Source organism: Alcaligenes sp. CHO6, from assembly GCF_037120595.1.
GTDB lineage: Bacteria > Pseudomonadota > Gammaproteobacteria > Burkholderiales > Burkholderiaceae_B > Alcaligenes > Alcaligenes ammonioxydans.
Map to the genome: position 1 here is coordinate 1674363 of NZ_JBANCI010000001.1, position 20368 is coordinate 1694730.

At 57.7% G+C, this 20368-nt stretch carries 20 protein-coding genes; 7 read left to right on the top strand and 13 right to left on the bottom strand.

The genetic code is table 11. The features are described from left to right. Positions 1-58 precede the first annotated feature (58 nt). The 6 genes from V6936_RS07815 to flhD all read right to left on the bottom strand — a co-directional run bounded on the left by V6936_RS07815 (position 59) and on the right by flhD (position 5791). Entirely contained in the window at positions 59-559 is a 501-nt protein-coding gene (locus V6936_RS07815) for a chemotaxis protein CheW (protein ID WP_003804708.1), read from the bottom strand. A 16-nt stretch (positions 560-575) separates the two neighbouring features. Next, positions 576-2678 (bottom strand): chemotaxis protein CheA, encoded by a 2103-nt coding sequence (gene cheA, locus V6936_RS07820; protein ID WP_240209353.1) that lies wholly within the window; start codon positions 2676-2678, stop codon positions 576-578. 87 nt (positions 2679-2765) lie between these two features. Further along, on the bottom strand, positions 2766-3704 hold the full coding sequence (motB, locus tag V6936_RS07825; RefSeq protein ID WP_003804712.1) for a flagellar motor protein MotB: 939 nt from the start codon (positions 3702-3704) through the stop codon (positions 2766-2768). A 12-nt stretch (positions 3705-3716) separates the two neighbouring features. Further along, entirely contained in the window at positions 3717-4592 is an 876-nt protein-coding gene (gene motA, locus V6936_RS07830) for a flagellar motor stator protein MotA (protein WP_003804713.1), read from the bottom strand. 191 nt (positions 4593-4783) lie between these two features. Further along, positions 4784-5434, bottom strand: a complete 651-nt coding sequence (gene flhC / locus V6936_RS07835; RefSeq protein ID WP_059317909.1) for a flagellar transcriptional regulator FlhC — start codon at positions 5432-5434, stop codon at positions 4784-4786. A gap of 30 nt (positions 5435-5464) precedes the next feature. Continuing rightward, positions 5465-5791, bottom strand: a complete 327-nt coding sequence (gene flhD / locus V6936_RS07840; RefSeq protein ID WP_003804716.1) for a flagellar transcriptional regulator FlhD — start codon at positions 5789-5791, stop codon at positions 5465-5467. Positions 5792-6228: 437 nt separating this feature from the next. Between flhD and V6936_RS07845 the strand changes: the two genes are divergently transcribed. Beyond that, on the top strand, positions 6229-6726 hold the full coding sequence (locus tag V6936_RS07845; protein WP_003804718.1) for a C40 family peptidase: 498 nt from the start codon (positions 6229-6231) through the stop codon (positions 6724-6726). A 99-nt stretch (positions 6727-6825) separates the two neighbouring features. Here the strand turns inward: V6936_RS07845 and V6936_RS07850 are convergent, their stop codons facing one another. Then, a complete protein-coding gene (locus tag V6936_RS07850; protein ID WP_039943995.1) occupies positions 6826-8424 on the bottom strand; it encodes a glycerol-3-phosphate dehydrogenase/oxidase in 1599 nt (532 codons plus the stop codon). A 185-nt stretch (positions 8425-8609) separates the two neighbouring features. Between V6936_RS07850 and glpK the strand changes: the two genes are divergently transcribed. Then, the gene (gene glpK, locus V6936_RS07855) at positions 8610-10103 is read left to right on the top strand and encodes a glycerol kinase GlpK (RefSeq protein ID WP_240209354.1); all 1494 of its coding nucleotides are present in this window, start codon (positions 8610-8612) and stop codon (positions 10101-10103) included. 27 nt (positions 10104-10130) lie between these two features. After that, positions 10131-10583: a TM2 domain-containing protein gene (locus V6936_RS07860; protein ID WP_003804721.1), complete on the top strand. Its 453-nt coding sequence runs from the start codon at positions 10131-10133 to the stop codon at positions 10581-10583. A gap of 50 nt (positions 10584-10633) precedes the next feature. Here V6936_RS07860 and V6936_RS07865 read toward each other — a convergent pair whose 3' ends face one another. Both V6936_RS07865 and V6936_RS07870 read right to left on the bottom strand, forming a co-directional pair. Continuing rightward, positions 10634-12334, bottom strand: coding sequence for a SulP family inorganic anion transporter (locus V6936_RS07865; protein WP_336579684.1), 1701 nt, complete (start codon positions 12332-12334; stop codon positions 10634-10636). A gap of 356 nt (positions 12335-12690) precedes the next feature. Further along, positions 12691-14796, bottom strand: coding sequence for a heavy metal translocating P-type ATPase (locus V6936_RS07870; RefSeq protein WP_442892577.1), 2106 nt, complete (start codon positions 14794-14796; stop codon positions 12691-12693). A 288-nt stretch (positions 14797-15084) separates the two neighbouring features. Here V6936_RS07870 and cadR point away from each other — a divergent pair, with 288 nt between their 5' ends. Next, the gene (cadR, locus tag V6936_RS07875; protein WP_003804724.1) at positions 15085-15516 is read left to right on the top strand and encodes a Cd(II)/Pb(II)-responsive transcriptional regulator; all 432 of its coding nucleotides are present in this window, start codon (positions 15085-15087) and stop codon (positions 15514-15516) included. A gap of 31 nt (positions 15517-15547) precedes the next feature. Here cadR and V6936_RS07880 read toward each other — a convergent pair whose 3' ends face one another. From V6936_RS07880 to V6936_RS07890, 3 genes are read right to left on the bottom strand one after another with little or no spacing between them, the layout of a single operon-like run. After that, positions 15548-15958: a DUF6691 family protein gene (locus V6936_RS07880; RefSeq protein ID WP_003804725.1), complete on the bottom strand. Its 411-nt coding sequence runs from the start codon at positions 15956-15958 to the stop codon at positions 15548-15550. A 9-nt stretch (positions 15959-15967) separates the two neighbouring features. After that, positions 15968-16396: a YeeE/YedE family protein gene (locus V6936_RS07885; protein ID WP_059317953.1), complete on the bottom strand. Its 429-nt coding sequence runs from the start codon at positions 16394-16396 to the stop codon at positions 15968-15970. Continuing rightward, positions 16386-16712, bottom strand: a complete 327-nt coding sequence (locus V6936_RS07890; protein ID WP_003804727.1) for an ArsR/SmtB family transcription factor — start codon at positions 16710-16712, stop codon at positions 16386-16388. The genes V6936_RS07885 and V6936_RS07890 overlap by 11 nt, the downstream gene beginning before the upstream one ends. 74 nt (positions 16713-16786) lie before the next feature. Between V6936_RS07890 and V6936_RS07895 the strand changes: the two genes are divergently transcribed. Then, a complete protein-coding gene (locus V6936_RS07895) occupies positions 16787-17653 on the top strand; it encodes an MBL fold metallo-hydrolase (protein WP_003804728.1) in 867 nt (288 codons plus the stop codon). Between the two features lie 117 nt (positions 17654-17770). Then, positions 17771-18151, top strand: coding sequence for a SirB2 family protein (locus tag V6936_RS07900; RefSeq protein WP_003804729.1), 381 nt, complete (start codon positions 17771-17773; stop codon positions 18149-18151). A gap of 76 nt (positions 18152-18227) precedes the next feature. Here V6936_RS07900 and V6936_RS07905 read toward each other — a convergent pair whose 3' ends face one another. Then, on the bottom strand, positions 18228-19283 hold the full coding sequence (locus V6936_RS07905; RefSeq protein WP_003804730.1) for a YeiH family protein: 1056 nt from the start codon (positions 19281-19283) through the stop codon (positions 18228-18230). 101 nt (positions 19284-19384) lie between these two features. Between V6936_RS07905 and V6936_RS07910 the strand changes: the two genes are divergently transcribed. Further along, the gene (locus tag V6936_RS07910; protein WP_059317913.1) at positions 19385-20290 is read left to right on the top strand and encodes a LysR substrate-binding domain-containing protein; all 906 of its coding nucleotides are present in this window, start codon (positions 19385-19387) and stop codon (positions 20288-20290) included. The last annotated feature ends 78 nt before the right edge of the window (positions 20291-20368 follow it).

Below are 20368 nucleotides of genomic sequence, written 5' to 3' on the forward strand. Positions count from 1 at the left end.
ATCCTTGAAGGACCTGCTCAACAGGCCCCGCTTTGCAAGTCTTTGCAGACTCGGGTGATCAGGCCACCGCGCTATCGACCAGTGCCATCTCTTCGCTGGTCATGAGTTTTTCAATATCCACCAAAATCAGCATGCGTTCACCCAGCGTGCCGATCCCGGTCAGGTACTCGGTCGAGAAAGCTGTGCCAAAGCTGGGGGCGGCACTGATCTGGGACGACTGCAAAACCAGCACGTCCGAGACCCCATCCACCACCACACCTGCTACGCGGTCGTGCAGATTCAGAATCACCACCACGGTCTGGTGGTCGTACTCCACCCGCTCCATGTTAAAGCGCACCCGCAAGTCGGCGATAGGCACAATCACACCGCGCAGATTGGTGACACCCTTGATGAAGTTGGGCACGTTGGCAATACGCGTTACGGTCTGAGAGTCGTAGCCGCGTATTTCCTGAACTTTCAGAATATCGATGCCGTATTCCTGGTCGCCCAGAGTAAATACCAGATACTCCTTGCCGCCAGCCTCGGCAGCTTCGGAGTGGGAAGTAAAGTCGTTGGACATAAAGATCTCCGAATAATCAGGCCCACGTCGAGGCGGGGTCCCGCGCCAGACGTTGCAAGGCAAAAACATCAACAATCAGGGCTACGCTGCCATCGCCCAAAATGGTGGCAGCGGAAATACCCGGAATTTTTCTATAGTTGGCTTCCAGGTTCTTGACCACGACTTGATGCTGCCCGATCAGGTGATCGACCAGCAAGGCAAAGCGCATGTCTTCAGCCTGCAAGATAACGGCAATCGCGCGCGTCACATCGGTCTCGGCCCCCTCAACCGAGAAGATGTCACGCAAGGAAATCAGGGGCAGATACTCGCCACGCACAAACATGACGTGATCGGTATCGGTTACGCGGCGCAACTGCTCTTCAGTAGGCTGCATGGATTCGGTTACATGAGCCAGCGGCAGGATGAACACTTCATTGCCCACCTGTACCGACATGCCGTCCAGAATCGCCAGCGTCAGCGGCAGAACAATACGGGTGGTTGTTCCCTTGCCCGCACGCGAGTACAGCTGCACATGGCCACCCATGCTTTGAATATTGCGTCGCACCACGTCCATGCCCACGCCACGCCCGGAAATTTCCGTAACCTTGTCGGCGGTGGAAAAACCGGGGGCAAAGATCAGTTGCCAGACTTCGTCGTCCGGCATGCTCTCGGTTACCGGCAGGCCCGAGGACATGGCTTTCTTCAGAATACGTTCGCGGTTCAGGCCGGCACCATCATCCACCACTTCAATAATGATGTGGCCACCCTGATGCTGGGCTGACAAGGTCAGCACGCCCTCTTCTTCCTTGCCCGCTGCCAGCCGATCCTCGGGCATTTCAATGCCGTGGTCGATACTATTGCGCACCAGGTGAGTCAGCGGGTCGATAATGCGTTCGATCAGGCTCTTGTCCAGCTCGGTGGCCTGCCCCTTGGTGACCAGACGAATCTTCTTGTTCATGCGTGCGGCACTTTCACGCACCACGCGCGGAAAGCGGCTGAACACATAGTCCATGGGCATCATGCGAATGGACATGACCGACTCTTGCAGATCACGCGCATTGCGCTCGAGCTGCTCGATACCGTTGAGCAAACGGTCGTGCACCACCGGGTCCAGCGTAGAGGCCGTCTGCACCAACATGGCTTGCGTGATGACCAGTTCGCCAACCAGATTGATGATCTGGTCGACCTTCTCCACGCCCACACGAATGGTGCCGGACTCCTTGGGTGCTGCCGCCTTGGCGGGTTTATCGGCCGCTTTGGGAGCAGCAGGAAGCGTCGTTGCGGTTTTCTCAGGCTCAGCGGCAACCGGAGCCGCTGCGGGCGCCGGAGCGGCCGGCGCGACAGCGGGGGCAGCAGGCTCGACAACCACTGCAGCCGCGGGAGCCACGGCGGGTGCCGCAGTGGACGCAGACGTCACCGCTTGCCCAGGCGCGGCGGCCGGTTTTACCGACACCTGATCGGCATTCAGAATAAAGCAGCACACGGCCAGGATATCGTCAGCCGAACCCGTGGTTTCCACCCAGATATCCAGGCGATCACCTTCGCGAGTTTGATGGACGATGGTGCCCATCAACTCCATTTCCTGTTGCAAGGCCTCGGCATCCTTATCCGAGACCGGCCCCATGGACACCCACAGCGGCAAGCCTTCCGTATTGGCGGCCGGTTCCGGCTCGGGCTCTGCTTCGGCTTCAGCTTGCAAAATCGCTTCTGCGCCTTTCGTGTCCGTTGCCAGAATGCCCTTTTGTTCCAGGGCCAGTTGCCTTAACTGCGCGCAGATGCGAGTGTAGGCTTCCTCGTCAGGCTCCTGTTCCTCGCGATAGGCATTGACTTGTCCGGTTAGCACGTCCTTGGTTTCCAGAAAGAGGTCAATCATGTCCTTGCGCAATTGCATCTCGCCATTACGGACCAGATCGAGCAGATTTTCGAGTAAATGAGTCGTCTCAGCCAACTGACCGAAACAGCCAAACGTGCCCGCCCCACCCTTGATGGAGTGCGCGGCCCGAAAGATGGCATTGAGCTGGTCACGATCTGGCTCATCCAGATCCAGCTCCAGCAGCAAGCGCTCCATGTCCGCCAGCAACTCATCGGCTTCATCGAAAAAGGTTTCGTAAAACTGACTCAGATCCACGCCGGAGCTCATGAACACTTCCTTCTTGGTTATGGCTTAGAACAACAAAACAAAAAGCACAGCCCAAACCCGTGGGCCATCCGGGCCTGAAAACAGGTCCTAAGGCACTACCGGCAAAGCAGAAGGCATGGCAGGCAAACCGGGAATATGAATACTGATTGGCCCGTCGGTCTCCTGCATGGCTTCGCGCAAATCAAACTCTTGCGAACCACTTGCCGCCTGCTCGTCCATGCGTCGTTCCGCCCGGCTATTGAGCACGAGCAGGCTGATACGCCGATTTACGGCTGCGGCGGGGTTATCTTTAACCAGGCTGACAGTATCGGCCAAACCCAGCACCTGCTTGACCTTGGCCTCGGCCAGACCGCCGGCCACCAGCTCCTGGCGAGCCGCATTGGCCCGGTCAGCGGACAGTTCCCAGTTGCTGTAGAGGCGCTCGCCACTGGCGTAAGGCAGCGAATCGGTATGACCGGAAATCAGAATGCGGTTGGGCATTTCGTTGAGCGGGGCGCTAAGCGAGCGCAAAATCGCCCGCATATAGATCTGCACATGCGCACTGCCCGTGGAAAACATGGGGCGGCTTTGGCGGTCAATGATCTGAATGCGCAAACCGTCCTGAGTCATGTCCAGCAGCAATTGCGGACGAAACTCGCTCAAGACCGGATCGATGCGGATCAACTCCTCCAGAGCGGACTTCAAATCTTCCAGACGCTCGACATCCTGACGGTCGTCTGCCGCCTGGCTGGAGTTGACTCCAGAATGGGGGTTGGGAACCAGACTGGGCTGACCGCCTGGAATCACACTGCGTGAATAGTCGGCCTGATAACCGCCGGAGATCGCATCCATCAAGGGCATGCGAAAATAATCGGCGATTTCCTTCAAGTCCTGCTTGGGAACCAGCGAAAGAATCCACATCACCAGGAAAAAGGCCATCATTGCCGTCATGAAGTCGGCATAGGCAATTTTCCAGCTGCCGCCATGGTGTTCGGCATGGGCCATCTTCTTGCGACGGATGACCACGCGATCCTTGTGATTGCTCATGAACGCATCCGCTTAGGCTTTGCGACCGCCACCCGAACGGGCCTGACGGACATGCTCTTCCAGTTCCTGGAACGAAGGGCGATCGGAGGAAAACAGCACCTTGCGACCAAACTCCACCGCCAACTGGGGAGGATAGCCGTTCAGGTTGGCCAGCAAGGTCACCTTGATGCATTCAAGCACCTTGACCGAATCCGAAGTGCGGCGTTCGATGGTCGCGGCCAAAGGAGCCACAAAACCATAAGCGAGCAAAATACCCAGAAACGTCCCGACCATGGCCTTGGAGATCAGATCGGCCAACACAGCAGGCGGCTGATCCACCGATGCCAGGGCTTTCACCACGCCAAGCACTGCCGCCACAATCCCGAAGGCGGGCAAGGCATCGGAGACCTCTCGCAAGGCGCGCGCGGGCACATTGCGCTCGTGCTGGTGGGTTTCAATGTCCTGATCCATCAGGGTTTCGATCTCAAACGAGCTCATATTGCCGCTGATCATCAAACGCAAGTAATCGGACACAAAGTTCATCAAGGCCGGATCTTTCACCACATTGGGGTAATCGGCGAAGATGGGACTTTGTTCAGGGTTTTCGATATCGGCCTCGATGGACATCATGCCATCGCGACGAGCCTTGTTCAGCAGTACGGACAGCATGCCCATCAACTGCATGTACAACTGCTTGTTGTAGGGGCTGCTGCGAAAGGCAATCGGCAAGGCTTTGGCCAGCAGCTTGATGGACTTGCCACTGTTGGACGCAAAATAGGCCCCCAGGGCCGCGCCACCAATCAGCAGTAATTCAAAAGGCTGGTAGAGCGCACCCAAATGCCCGCCCAGCCCTACAAAGCTCCCGAAAACGGAGACGAAAACAATGATATATCCAAGGATAATAAGCACGGATACGCCTTCTTCAAATACACGCTGCTAATGATGGCGGCAAGCAACCGGGCTAAAACGACACGTTAACGGCCTTTTTCCAGCCTAGATCAACGCTTCCGGTTGCCTTGACACATTCAGATTGGTATCAGATCCACATCAAAAACCAGCATCCATCCGGCTTTGCTGCATACTGACGACAAAAGCTATTGCTAAACGGGCACGTCTGCCTGAACGGCGACGTGCCCCGGGACCCCGGCTTGCGGCTCTCTGGTCGAGTCGGATTTTCGACTTTTGCCGGCAGGCGATTTCGCTGTGCTGCGCGCCTTGCTGGCACGCGTCTTGCCAGCTCGCGGAGGCGGGCGACAAATAGCGCAAATAAAGCCGGCTTCGGGATCGTGCGCATGGGCCACAAACCCCCCCTTGCAGCGCTCGCATTGGGACAACTGCAACAGGCCACTATCAAAAAAGCGCAACAGCATCCAGGCGCGGGTGAAGCTCAGCACCGGTTCTTCATCTGGCCCCACATCCAGACGACCTGCCGAAGACTGCTCCAGATACAGGCGATACGCCTCGACCAGCGCACGGCTTTTGTCGCAAGGCGTATGCAAGGCCATGAACTGGTAAATGCTGTAGAACAGACTGGAATGAATATTGGGCAGCCAGGTCATGAACCAGTCAACCGAAAAAGGCAGCATGCCTTTAGGCGGCGAGCAGCCTTTGACTTCGCGGTACAAACGGGCCAGCCGGTCGTAACTTAACGATGTTTCTGCTTGCAGAACCTGCAAGCGCGCCCCCAGCTCAATCATGTCGGAAGCAAGCCCAATTTCCTGGGCCTCTTTGGCGACGCTTTTTATAGCCATAGTTCTTGATGTAATAAGTTCGGGACTGGCTCAGCCAGCCTGTTCTGCCGTCGCCCGCTGGGACAGGAGAATGGTGGAGTGAGCCTGCTGCAATACCCCTCCCAGCACATTCTGCGTCAACGTGGTGAGCAGGTCGTAGTCGTTGAAGCGAAAGCCGCAAATCAACGAGCTGGAGCTGGCCAGTTTGACCAGTTGGGCCGGTGACAGACGCAACAAAGTCTCTGCCACATCGGTGTCGAAGCCCAAACGGAACATACCTGCCGAAAAATTCTCCCGCAGCAGACGCTGCGCGAGTAACAAGTACGACAAATTGACTTCCTGAATATCATTCAGCAGCGAATTTTCCGATACGGGCATGTCAGCCATCCTTGTAAATCTGTTAATCAGCTAGTTTCTTGTAACAAAACACATTTAAAACATATAAAGTTACATAAATATGTATCATGCCTGGCAATCTATTGCGTGAATATACTTTTTACATTATCGACGCTTCTGACACACACTGTCTATAAATGCTCTTAAAACATAGAAAACGTCGTATATATGCAATAAATGCATCAAGGCACAGCAGAATATTATCAGATGCTCACTTAATGTTGTAGATATAAACTAGATGTAACATGACAAAAATCAAAACGCTTGTATCAAAAATATGTTTTGTTGCAGATATTGGTCATTAATTAATGCATATTTCGACGATCCCTCTCAGGCTTGGCCTAAAAAGCGACGAAATATCGGATAATCTGCGAGTAGCCCCCCTGCCCGCTGCGCCCTCATCCGTTTTGTAACAGCCCATGGTTCCTGCTGCTTTTACGCAACGTCTGTTCGCCTTATGCCTGAGTTTGGTGCTGGCGGCATGCGCCCATAGCCCCTCCTCCCGTCTCCCTACGGGGCAATCCATCAGCCTGGATAATCAGCGTCGCTCGGCCGTCGTCCTGTCGGCGCTGACCCTGCTGGAGACGCCCTACCGTTACGGAGGCCGTGAACCCTCCACCGGTTTTGATTGCAGCGGACTGGTGCACTATGTCTTTAGCCAGGAATCGAGCTCCCCCATTCCGCGCCGCACCCGCGATCAGGCCAGCGTTGCCCGTCGCGTCAGCCGGGCACAACTGCGCCCCGGTGATCTGGTGTTTTTCAACACGCTGGGCACACCCAACTCACATGTAGGCATTTATATCGGCAAGCAACAGTTCATCAACGCCCCCTCCAGTGGGGGGCGGGTACGGATTGATTCACTTGATAATCCCTATTTCGCCAAACGCTTTGAAACCGCCCGCACCTTTTTTGATTGATGCCCCGGCAAGCCGGCATAAAAAAGAGCCTTGGTCAGCAAGGCTCTTTTTTCATTGACGTTCCCTCAGGCAAGGGCCTGTCAGCAGCAGAACAGGCGCTTATGACGTGGGCACCGTGGCGTATTGCTCGGCCAACTGCAAAAAGGCATCCAATTCCGGCGAACGCCCTGTTTCTTCCAGCATAATCGCCGCCACCGCCGGGGCGATCGACTGCGCCAGACGTGCGTCCAGAAACAAAAGACGCGAACGACGGGCCAGCACATCCTCAACCGTCCGGGCATATTCAAAGCGACAGGCAAAGCGCACCATGGCGACGCTCAAACCAGGAGCCAGCTCCTGATCGGCTCCCGGCAGCGTCTGCACCCAATCGGCCTCGCTGCCATAGGCATCCAAGCCGGGCGTACGGCCCAAAACGCGCCGATCCCCCACATAGGAAGCGCCCACCAGACGCTGGTCCTGCGTTCGACAGGCCGGCAAGGGCCCCAGCAGGCCGGACTGCTGACAGCGTTCCAGCACGTCTTCAGCCATGGCCCGGTAGGTTGTCCACTTCCCCCCCGTCACTGTCAACAGGCCATTGGCGCTCACCGTAATACTATGTTCGCGGCTGATGGACTGCGTCTGTCCCGCGGCCGACTCAGCAGCCGGACGCACCAAGGGTCGTAGCCCCACCCAGATACTGCGGACATCCTGTACGGTGGGCGCTTTTTGCAGATAGTTCGCGGATTCCTTCAAAATAAAATCCACTTCCTGAGCCAAAGGACGCGGCTCCAACGGGATATCGTCTCGAGGCGTATCGGTTGTGCCCAGAATCAGTTTGCCCAGCCAGGGCACAGCAAACAAGACCCGCCCATCCTGGGTGCGTGGCACCAGCAATGCATGCTCACCCGGCAAGAATTCCTGGTCGACGACCAGGTGTACGCCCTGACTAGGTGAGACCATGGGCCGCAGTTCGCGCCCAGCTTCCTGCGCATCCAGCTGCCGAATCTGGTCGACCCACACTCCAGTGGCATTGACGACACAAGAGCTCTGGATCTCATAAACCTGACCGCTTTCCTTGTCCTGGCAACGCACGCCAGAGACCTTGCCCTCCCGGTGCATCACCTCCACCACCGGGCAATAATTAATCAGCAAAGCCCCCTTTAAGGCTGCCGTACGAGCCAGCGCCAAGGCCAGACGGGCATCGTCAAACTGACCATCCCAATATTTGACACCCCCTTTCAAGCCACTTTGCCGGGCTCCGGGCAAAAGCTGCCGGATTTTGGATGCACTCAGAAACTGGGTATGCCCCAATCCCTCGCGTCCCGCCAAACCGTCGTATGCCATCAAGCCCACCCCATAGAATGGGGTTTCCCAGCACTTGTAGCTGGGCATGACAAAAGGCAGGCGCTGTGCCAGATGCGGCGCATTGCTCAGCAAATGCATGCGTTCGCGCAAGGCCTCCCGCACCAGACTGACATTGCCCTGGGCCAGATAACGCACCCCACCGTGTACCAGCTTGGTGGCCCGCGAAGACGTGCCCTTGGCAAAATCCCAGGCTTCCAGCACCACCACACTCAAACCGCGCAGGGCGGCATCCAGGGCCACGCCCAGTCCTGTCGCGCCACCCCCTATCACGACCATATCCACCTGCGTGGTGCGCGCCAGGGCACCCAGCATCTGGGCTCTATCGGTCAATAAGGGGGAACTTAATGTAGTCATAAATAAAAGTTGGACCTGAAATTAGCAGACACCCGAAAAACACTGACTGGCTCGGGATTTACCCTGATTTTAGCCCCTGATCTTTTACCGTCCAGTGAAACTTGTCCGCCTCCTGTGCTCACCCCCCCGAGTAGCACACAGAGCCAGTACACTGTGGACTGCTCCGCTTTTACCGCCTCATTCGCATGACATTCCTACTTGCTCTCGATCAGGGAACCTCCAGCTCGCGCAGCCTTGTTGTAGCGGCAGATGGCCGCATTCTGGCCAAGGCGCAGCAGGAAACTCAACAATACTATCCGCGCACAGACTGGGTGGAACACGACCCCCAGGAAATTCTGGACACTCAGTTTCGGACCGCCCGACAAGCAATCGAGCAGGCAGGTCTACGCCCCCAGGACATTCACGCCATCGGCATTACCAATCAGCGTGAAACCACCGTGCTATGGGACCGGCAAACCGGACAAGCCCTGCACAAGGCCATCGTCTGGCAAGACAGGCGCGCCGAGGACTTCTGCGCCCAGTTGCGCGAGCAAGGGCACGAAGCCCGCATTACCGGAAAAACTGGCCTGCCGATTGATGCCTATTTTTCCGCTTCCAAACTGCGCTGGCTGCTGGACACCGTGCCCGGCGCCCGAGAACGGGCACAGCGTGGCGAACTGGCCTTTGGAACCATCGACAGCTGGCTGATCTGGCACTTGAGCGGCGGCAAGGTGCATGCCACCGATGTCAGCAACGCCTCACGCACGCTGCTCTACAACATTCATCGTCATCAGTGGGATCAGGAGCTGCTGGAGCTGTTCAACATTCCTGCCAGCGTCCTGCCCCAGGTCCAGCGCTCCGCCTCGGAGTTTGCCCGGTGCAGCCCGGATGTCCTGGGCAGCCCCATTCCTATCTGCGGTGTGGCGGGCGACCAACAAAGCGCCCTGTTCGGCCAGGCCTGTACCACACCAGGCATGGCGAAGAACACCTATGGAACAGGCTGCTTTTTGTTGATGCACTGTGGCTCGCAAGTGCCCCATTCCCGGAACGGGCTGATCGCCACCAGCGCGGCCCAGTATGAAGACACACCCGCCTATGCGCTGGAAGGCAGCGTGTTCATCGGCGGCGCGGTTGTCCAGTGGCTACGCGACGGTCTGGGTGCTCTGGAGCACAGCGCTCAGGTGGAAGCGCTGGCGCGCAGCGTTCCCGATGCCCAGGGTGTGCGACTGGTGCCTGCCTTTACCGGCCTGGGAGCGCCTTATTGGGATGCGCAGGCGCGTGGGACCATAACCGGTTTGACACGAGCCTCGACCATGGCACACATTGCACGCGCGGCCCTGGACAGCATCGCCTATCAAAGCGCTGCGGTATTGCAGGCCATGAATCGTGACGTCCAAGCCAATGGCGGCCCGGCCCTGCACGAGCTGCGCGTAGATGGCGGCGCGTGCGCGAATAATCTTCTGATGCAATTTCAGGCAGACTTGTTAGGCCTGCCCGTCGTGCGCCCCGTTACTATTGAAACCACGGCCTTGGGCGCCGCTTACCTGGCGGGCCTGGGCAGCGGGCTGTACGCTGGTCCAGCCGATATCGCATCGCTGTGGCAGTGTGACCGGATCTTTGAACCGACCATGTCGCGCGATGAAGCGCAAAACCTGATGCTCAGTTGGGAGCACGCCGTGCGTCAGGCCCGCACTTATTGAACCTGCTGTTTTTTTGACGGAAACACCATGCTGCAAAAAATCATTCTGGGCATTGCCATCTTTTTGATCGTCATGCTGGGCCTGACTTTTGGCGAAGCCATTCTCCGCTACCTCGCGTCCTACCTGGGGTTTCTGTTTCATGACTTCGTCGACCTGATGCGTGAAGTCCAGCAATACCTGACAGTCCACTGGGGCAAGGCATTGATCGCCCTTCTGATCACCATCCCGCTGGTCATCTGGATCTCAACCAGCAAGAAAGACGAGCTGACCAAACCCAACAGCCATCGCAAGATTGCCATTGTTCTGGCAATTTTCCTGGGCTGGCTGGGCGTACACCGTTTTTACCTGGGTCAGATCGGCATGGGCCTACTGTTCCTGGTTTTATTTGCCATCTGGTCCCCGCTGGCCTACTTTCTGGCCTTGATCGACGCCCTGCGCTATGCCTTTATGGGTGACGATGAGTTCAAACTGCTCCGTTAAGCCTTCTGCCATTGCCCACAGCCAGCGGTGACCGAACCCGCTCTCCAGGCCTACGGGGCCGCTTGCACGTCCGAGCTTGCCGCCCCGTTGTCCTGACCGGACCGATGGTCCAGTGTCGCGCTGACACTGTCCCAGGCCGTCTGCAAACTATCGAAAACACGCTGGGCATGGATTTGTTTGAACAAGCCCATGCGAATCAGCTTGCGAGTCACTTTCTCATTAGCCTCGCACAAGGCGACCATGACATTGCGCTGCTCCAGCTCTGTCAGAGCAGACTCCAGGGCCTGCATGGCAGTGGCGTCCACAAAAGGCACATAATTCAGGCGCACGACCACCGCTCGAATTGGGTCTGGCACGGACAGCAGTGCGCGATTGACTGCTTCAACACTGGCAAAAAAGTAAGGACCTTCCAGGGTCAGCACCCAGATATCCTGACGCAGCTCCTGGCTAAAAGACACATCCAGTGCCCGCTGCAAACGACGGCCTTCCAGCGCCCGTACCTGCACCCCGTCAGAGGTGCGTTTGAGCACGTACAACATGGCCAGGATCACCCCGATATTGACGGCCACCACCAGATCCGCGAACACGGTCAGGGCAAATGTCACCCACAAAATGAACAGGTCAGCCCGGGGCATGCGCCGCTGCAAACGCAGCAGCAACTTGGCCTGACTCATATTCCAGGCCACCATGAACAAAATGGCAGCCAGTACCGTCAAAGGAATATATGCGGCCAAGGGCGCCAAGAGCAGCAGGACCAGCACCAGAAAAATCGCATGCACCACACCAGCAATGGGACTGTTACCGCCATTGCGAATATTGGTGGCGGTACGGGCTATCGCCCCCGTGGCGGCAATCCCGCCAAACAAGGGTGAGAGCACGTTGGCAATCCCCTGGCCGACCAGCTCCTGATTGGAGTCGTGGCGTGAGCCTGTCATCGAATCGGCCACCACTGCGGACAGGAGAGACTCGATCGCCCCCAACATGGCGATGGCAAAAGCCGGCCCGATCAACTCCACCACACGGGTCAGCGTAATCTGCGGCCATTGGAAAGCGGGCAAGCCACTGGGCAAGGCGCCAAAGCTGGAACCGATGGTCGCTACAGACTCAAACCGAAACACGGCCTGCAGCAGGGTGATGAAGACCAAAGCCACCAAGGGCCCAGGCAAGCGCGCCAGGGACGGAATCTTGGGCACAACGATCAAAATAGCCAGGGACAACATCCCCAGCAGCGTGGTTGCCCAGTCCAGAGACGGCAGATTATGCAGCAGGAACCAGAGTTTTTCGTGAAAGTGCTGGCCTTGAACGGCGGGCAGACCGAAGAAATCCCGCCACTGCCCTACCCAGATAATCACGCCTATACCGGCCGTAAACCCCACAATGACCGGATCGGGGATGAAGCGGATCACCGCCCCCAGGCGCAACAGGCCCAGCAGCAGCAAAATCACCCCGGCCATCAAGGTGGCAATCTGCAGCCCGGCCACGCCATGCTGCGCCACCACGCCGGACAAGATCACAATAAAAGCGCCCGTAGGCCCTGCAATCTGAACCCGACTCCCGCCAAATAATGAAACCGCCAGACCGGCAACAATGGCGGTATACAAACCCTGCTCCGGCTTGACCCCGGAGGCAATGGCAAAGGCCATGGCCAGCGGCAAGGCCACCACGCCCACCACCAAACCGGCCAGCACATTATTCAGCCAATATTTTCGCCCTAGAAATCCGGCTCGACCCGCTTCCAGCAGTGCAATCATCGCGCGTCCTTATCATGCCCAGCCTGCTCGACACAGATGAGAAACAAGCGGGGCCTACACTCAAATGGAGGCTTAATGATACTACCGCGCACGCCACAACCTTCACGTTAGTGATGGCCTTATTTGATGACGCTTAAAAGAAACCCCATGCTGCGCCCGCGGCTTGCGCTCCAGCTCGCGACCTGCAGGCCGTTCAAACTGGCCTGGCACACAGCAGTCTGTGATGCATTACTGGGGGTTAGAGCTCATCCCCAAGGAGCCCATTTTGACCGAGAGGGGGAGCCGAGTTGGGGGGCAGCCCGGCAATAAAAAAACTCCACCTCAATCAGGTGGAGTTTTTTTAGCAAACAAGAGGGTTACGCGTTCCGGGCACGCAGCAGACGCAAACTGTTCAATACCACCAGCAGGCTGGCCCCCACGTCGGCAAACACAGCCATCCACATGGTGGCCTGACCGGTCAGAGCCATCACCAGGAACACAGCCTTGATGCCCAAGGCCAGGCTGATGTTCTGCCACAGCACAAGGTGTAAAGCCCGGGACTGACGCATCAACACGGCAATCTTGCCCAGATCATCGTCCATCAAAGCCACATCGGCCGTCTCGATCGCAATGTCCGAACCCAAAGCACCCATGGCGATACCCACATCCGCACGAGCCAGGGCGGGGGCATCGTTGATGCCATCGCCCACCATGGCTACCAGGCCTTTAGCCAGTTTTTCCTCGATCCGATCCAACTTGTCTTGTGGCAGCAAACCACCTCGAAAATCCTGAATTCCGGCTTGCTGGGCCACATGGCGCACGGCTTGCTCATGGTCACCAGAGAGCACCTCCACCTGCACACCCAGCGCCTGCAAGTCACGGATCGCCTGTGTGGTGGTGGGACGCAGCGTATCGCTCATCGCGAACCAGGCCAGCAAACCTTGCTCGTCCCCCAGATACACCATGGTGGCACCACTTTGCACGGCCTGCAGCTCGGCCGGGCTGGTCTGGGCCTGATGGGAGCCCAGCACCCAACTGCGCTTGCCCAAACGCAATTGACCCGTCACACCTTGCGCCTGCACACCGTTACCCGCTATCGCCTCGAACTGATCCAGGCTTAATGAGCCCGAACTGACACGGCCTCGTGCAATCGCCTGAGAGGCCGGGTGGTCAGAACGCTCGGCCAACGCAAGCGCCATGTCCAGCACATCACCATCCGACAGGCTCTGACGCAGGCTGCCATATTCGCTCAAGGAAGGCTCGCCCAGGGTCAATGTGCCCGTCTTGTCCACAGCCAGATACCGCAACTGTCGGGCACGCTCCAGATACACGCCCCCCTTGATCAAAATACCGGCGCGTGCGGCGCTCGCCAAAGCACTGACCACCGCCACCGGGGTGGAAATCACCAGAGCGCAAGGACAGGCAATCACCAGCAAGACCAGAGCCCGATACACAGACTCCGTCCAGCTCACCCCCCCCATCAGGGGCAAGGCCAAGGCCATCACCACCGCGGCAAGCACCACCAATGGGGTGTAGACACGCGAGAATTGATCCACAAAACGCTGAATGGGCGCCTTATTGGCTTGGGCTTCCTGAACCGAGCGCGTGATACGAGCCAGCAAGGTTTCATCGTGCGCGGACTGCACCTGATACACCAGCTCGCCCATGCCATTAATCGTCCCGGCAAACACCTCGTCGCCGGGGGCCTTGTCCACGGGCGCACTCTCGCCCGTGATCGGAGCCTGATTAACCGTGCTTACACCTTGCAAGACCTTGCCATCCAGGCCGAAACGCTCCCCGGGCGCCACGCGCACCTGCCAACCCGCCTGAACCTGATTGGCCGGCATCCGTTGCCATTGGCTACCATCCGTACTGACCAGCACCTCATCGGGTACCAGCTTGAGCAAGCTGTCGACCGCACTACGAGCACGATCCAGAGAGCGGGCCTCAATCCATTCTGCCAGGCTGAACAAAGACATAACCATGGCTGCTTCCGGCCACTGTGCCAGAATCACCGCGCCGGTTACGGCAATACTCATCAAGGCATTGATATTGAGCTGACCATTGCGCAAGGCAATCCAGCCCTTTTTGTACACCTGCACGCCGCCGGACAGGATCGCCGCCCCAGCCAGAACCACAATCAGCCACTCTGGGGCCGCCAGCCAATGGCTAATCTCGGCGCCCAAGGCCAGCACCACCGCAGCGACAATGCGAACCAGTCCCTGGCGGGGCGAGGCTGCTGGCACCGGCGCCTCGTCAGCCATGCGAGGCTCAAAGCCCAAACCGCGCAATGCATTCAATACCTTGTCGCGTGCCCCTTCTGCATGCTCCACGGTCAGGACACGCTGCATCAGGTCAAAGCCCAGACTCTGTACCTGGTCCAGACGTTTCAGACCCGAACGGATCATATTCTCTTCGGCCGGGCAGTCCATATCGGCAATATGAACCACCAGCCGCGTGTCGGTGCTGGCCGCCAGCGCCACCGTAGGGCCAACAGCCGGGCTCGAGCAGCACGCTCCTTCATGGGCCTGGGAGTCTGGACAAACCTGATCATGCTCATGACTATGGTCATGACTATGATCGCCCACGGCGTGTTCATGATCGTGGCTATGCGCATGGTCGTGCTCAGCCGGACGAACATTGGCTGCGCCCTGCCCTTTGTCGAACCTTGATGTCTTGTTAGCGGATGTCATCGCAATTCCTCGCTGCTTGCATGAGCCCAGTAGAAAGCCTAAAGTAACTACAAGGTCAAGCCCCCTGGAGGCAGAGCAATGAAAATTGGTGAACTGGCAGAAAAAAGCCACTGCAACACGGAAACAATCCGCTATTACGAGAAGGTCGGACTACTGCCCGAACCTGAGCGCAGCGAAGGCAATTACCGCTTGTATCGTCCGGTTCATCTGGAGCGGCTGCGGTTTATCCGCAATTGCCGCAGCCTGGATATGACCCATGAGGAAATCCGCAGCCTGCTGGCCTTTATGGATGGTCCAGCCCAGGACTGCGCCCCCGTCAACGAGCTGCTGGATGAACACATTGAACATGTGGCGGTGCGAATTGCCGAGCTGGAGCATCTGCAACAGCAGTTGACCGAACTGCGTCACCGTTGCGGACAAGCCGGGGGCCTGGAGCACTGCGGTATTTTGCAAGGCCTGGTCAATATGGAGCCGGATCACGTTCCGGCTCCCAGCACCCACTTGGGTTAACCCGCGTGGGCCGCACATGTGAGCCCGACAATTAAGTGCGCACCCGGCCTGCCACCCCCATACCGATCAGCATCGCGACCAGAAAGACAAGCGCCAAGGGAGCGCCGGAGGCTGCCAACACCACTGCCGGCCCTGGGCAAAAGCCGGCAATCCCCCACCCTGCCCCAAAGATCAAGGAGCCCAATACCAGTGGACGATCGATCTGCCGTTGCTTGGGCAGGTTCATGGGCTGGCCCGTCACGAACGCGCAAGGACGACGACGCGCCACGCTGAAAGGAATAATGGCCACGGCAATAGCGGCTGCCATCACCAACGCCAAAGACGGGTCCCAGGCTCCCGCCAGGTCCAGAAACGCCAGAACCTTGCTGGGGTTCGCCAAGCCGGAAATCAATAAGCCCAAGCCAAAAATGAGGCCGGAAATCAACGCGATGAAGTAATGCATGGCGGCTCCTTAAAGCACGTGACGCAACACAAACACAGTCAAAAAACCGCTGGCCATGAAAGCCAGGGTCGCCACCAATGAGCGCGGTGACAGGCGTGACAAACCGCACACGCCATGCCCGCTGGTGCAACCCGAGCCCAAACGGGTGCCAAACCCCACCAGCAAGCCTGCCACCACGACCCACATCCAAGGCTGGGCTTGTACTGGGGGTACGGTCTCGCCGATCAGGCGATACAGCCAAGGGGCCGCCGCCATGCCCAGCAGCGCCATCCAACGCCAGGCCCGGTCACCAGCCTGCCCGGTCCAGGTGCCCGACAGCAGCCCGGAGATGCCGAACACACGGCCATTAAAAAGCACCAGAATGGCCGCTGCCAAACCGATCAGGGCGCCCCCGAGCAGGGCGCTCCATGGGGTAAACGAAGTCCAATCAATGGTGATCATCAGTGCCTCCCGGGGCGCAAAAAATTCCATACAACGTCTGCATGACAGCCAGTACCGCCGGATCTTCCAGGCGGTAATACACGTATTTGCCTTCTTTACGGCTGGCAATGAGATTTTCCCGCCGCAATACCGTCAATTGCTGGGATAAGGTAGGCTGTGCAATACCGCTACGCTGAGCCAGCTCCCCCACATTGCATTCCCCCTGCACCAAGGTGCAGAGAATCATCAGACGGTCGGGGTTGGCCAGGCTAGCCAGCAGACTGCTGGCACGGCCAGCCACCTGCCGCAAGGCTTCCAGTTCAGTTTGATTCATATCATTCTACAAAAACACAATATATATTATTATATAATATCTTTTAATATTTTATAAGCACCACGAGGTCTGACATGCTCCAACCCCAGGTCGCCAGCTTCTTTCATACCGATACGGCCACTTTCACCTATGTGGTTTATGCGCCCGGCCAACGTGAATGCGCCATCATCGATTCGGTGCTGGACTATGACGCGGCCTCGGGCCGCAGCCACACCGCCACCGCTCAACAGGTGCTGGACTTTGTGCAGCAGCATCAACTTCAGGTGCAATGGATTCTGGAAACCCATGCCCATGCCGACCATTTATCTGCCGCGGTCTGGCTTCAGGAGCGAACCGGAGGGAAAATTGCGATTGGTGAACATATCAAGCAAGTGCAGGCCACCTTCAGCCGTATCTTTAATATAGAGGCCGAAATTCAGGCCAACGGCACGCCGTTTGATACTTTGTTTCGCGACCAGGAGTATTTCCAGATCGGTGCCCTCCAGGTTCAGGCCCTGCATGTCCCTGGTCACACGCCCGCGGACATGGCCTATCACGTCCAGGGACTGGGTGTATTTGTGGGCGATACCTTGTTCTTGCCCGATGTCGGCACCGCCCGTTGTGACTTTCCGGGTGGCAGCGCCAGTCAGCTTTACCAATCCATTCAACGCCTGCTGGCACTGCCAGCACAGACCGTCCTGTTCATGTGTCACGACTACCCGCCAGAAGGGCGCGAACCTCAATCCCATTGCACGGTGCAAGCGCAAAAAGAAGGCAATATCCATGTGCGTGACGGCATCAGCCAAGAGCAGTTCTGCGAGCGGCGCACGGCACGGGACAAAACGCTGGGCATGCCGCGCCTGATCCTGCCCTCCATCCAGGTCAATATCCGGGCGGGGCACTTCCCCGAGCCCGAAAGCAACGGTCAGGTCTATCTGAAACTGCCTGTCAATCTGCTCTAAGTACGGCGGACTTTTGCGTCGGGGCAAGTGTGAGCCCCGACACAGAAAAACTTTTGAGGCCCAGCCTGCGTATACTGCCTTTTTCTGCACCCTGAACTTCAGAAGGAAACAACAGGCATGACATACATGGTCCTCAAACACCTGCACATGACAGCCGCCGGGCTGAGTATTTTGTTTTTCATCATCCGGGCCTATTGGTCAGTCAGTGGCTCTGCCTGTCTGCAACATCGTTTTGTACGAATCGCCCCCCATGTGATCGACACCGTTTTGCTGGTCTGTGGCCTGGCATTGGCGGGCATGCTGGGTGCCGCGGCCAATCAGCCCTGGCTCATTACCAAAATCGTGCTGCTGATCGTGTATATCGTGGTGGGCAGCTATGCCATCAAGCGTGGCAAGACGGCTTTCAGCCGGGGGGTTGCGGCACTGATCGCGATTGCGATCTTTGCCTACATCGTGGGCGTGGCCATTTACCGCAGCCCTGCTTCCTGGTTCGTCTGAGCACCAGCCGGCTGCTCACAAAAAAAACCTGGTCGTGGCAGATTAAACCACGGCCAGGTTTTTTTCCGGTTGCTTTTTACCAGACGCCAATCCAGCGCTGAACCAGCAAACTGCTGACGGCCACCGCTATCCACACCCCCAGTCCCAGCAAGGCAGGTCGCACACCGGCTCGGGCCATCACACGCAGGTCTGAACACAGTCCAATAGCGGCCAATGCCAGCACCATCAGGAACTCAGCCATAAAACGCAGCGGTTCCAGCCATTGCACGGGCACCCAGCCCATCGAGCGCACAGCTGAAGCCACCATGAACCAGACAATGAACCAGGGGAACACCCGCATCAGATCAAAATCCCGACCGGCCTGACGCGAGCGCCATACTTCCAGCCCGGCCAGAATCAGACAGATCGGAATGATCAGAGTCGCGCGAGTAAGCTTGACGATCGTGGCATGGTCGCCTGCCTGACGGCTGTAACTGTAACCAGCTGCCACCACCGAGGAGGTATCGTTGATCGCCGTGCCAGCCCATACCCCAAAGCCCGCATCCGACATATTCATCATGTGACCGGCCAAGGGGAACACCAGCACTGCCACAATATTGAAAATAAAAATGGTCGAGATCGCCAGCGCCGTTTCATGCTCTTCAGGCTTGAGAATTGGAGTGACCGCCGCAATCGCCGAGCCGCCACAAATCGCGGTGCCCACCCCGATCAGGGTACGCAGCTTGGACGCAATCCCCAGAGCGCGGCCCAGCAGCAAAGCCGTCACAAAGGCCACTGTCAATGTCACCAAAGTCACCGCCAGAGAATCCAAACCGGTACGCATTACTTGCGGCAGGCTCAGTCCAAAGCCCAGGCCGATAATTGACCACTGCAACAACACTTTGGACGAAAAGCGCAAGCCGGGCTGAAACAGCGTCGCCACGCCCATCGTGTTACGCAACACCATACCGAGCACAATGGCAAAGACGGGGCCACCAATCAAAGGCCAAAGCTTGCCCAGGCCCATGGCGGCGACACCCACCGCCACCGCCAACAAAAAACCCCACCAACGCGACGGCTTCAGAGAGAAACCCGATGTGTCCGGCGCCTTCAAGGCGGTAGGGGCTGCGGGTAAATCGGTCACACTGCTCATCGTGTCATTCCAGATAGGGTAATAAGTAAAAGTAATTTTAGGTTGACCCCGAGTATTAAAAAATTCATTATTACTTATCGTAAGTATCAATTTTATTTATCATGAACGCGATCAGCATCAGACAACTGGAAGTCTTTGTCGGTATAGCCACCTTAGGCACCGTGCGCGCCTGCGCGGCCCAGATTCACCTGTCCCAACCGGCGGCCAGCATGGCGCTGGCCGAACTGGAAAAGCAACTGGACAGCCCCTTGTTCGAGCGCACGCCGGGGCGTATGCAACTGACCAGTCGCGGCAAACAGTTGCTACCGCATGCACGTGAAATTCTGGAGCGCTTGCGCGAGATGCAAAGCCAGCAGGAAGAACGTGAGTTGCGCGGTGAAATCCGCATCGGAGCCAGCAATACCGTGGGCAATTACCTGATTGGCGATCTGGTGGGGTCGTTTGTACGCCAGCACCCGCGCGTGTCTTTACATGTATCGGTCGACAATACGGCCAATATCATCAGCCAGTTACTGGAACACCGCTGCGATATTGCCTGCGTAGAGGGGCCGGTCAACCACCCCCAACTGGAGACCTGGATCTGGCGCGAGGACGCGCTGGTCGTCTGCGCCGCCCCCGATCACCCACTGGCAACCCGGACCACCCTGCACAAACAGGACTTTGCAGGCATGAACTGGATCATGCGCGAACGGGGCTCAGCCTCGCGGGCACTAACCGAACAAGCCTTGAATACACTACCCGGTGGACATGTATTGATGGAGCTGGGCCAGGTGGAGGCCATCAAACAGGCGGTCATCGCCGGACTGGGCTTGGCCTGCCTTCCCCAGGCGGCCACCCTGGATGCGGTGGCCAATCAGCGACTTCGTATTCTGGATACCCCCTTTCTGGATCTGAAACGTCGTCTGTCCCTGGTGCTGCATAAAGAGCGCTACCGCAGTCAGGTGTTAAGCGCCTTTGCACAACACCTGCACAACCCGCCAGCCGGCTCCTCGTCCCCTAAGAATTGACGCTAGTTTGCATTCTGGTCCGCGTTCTGACACACAGCAATGGTATTCTTGCTGCAGTGCAGCACAAACAGATGGGAT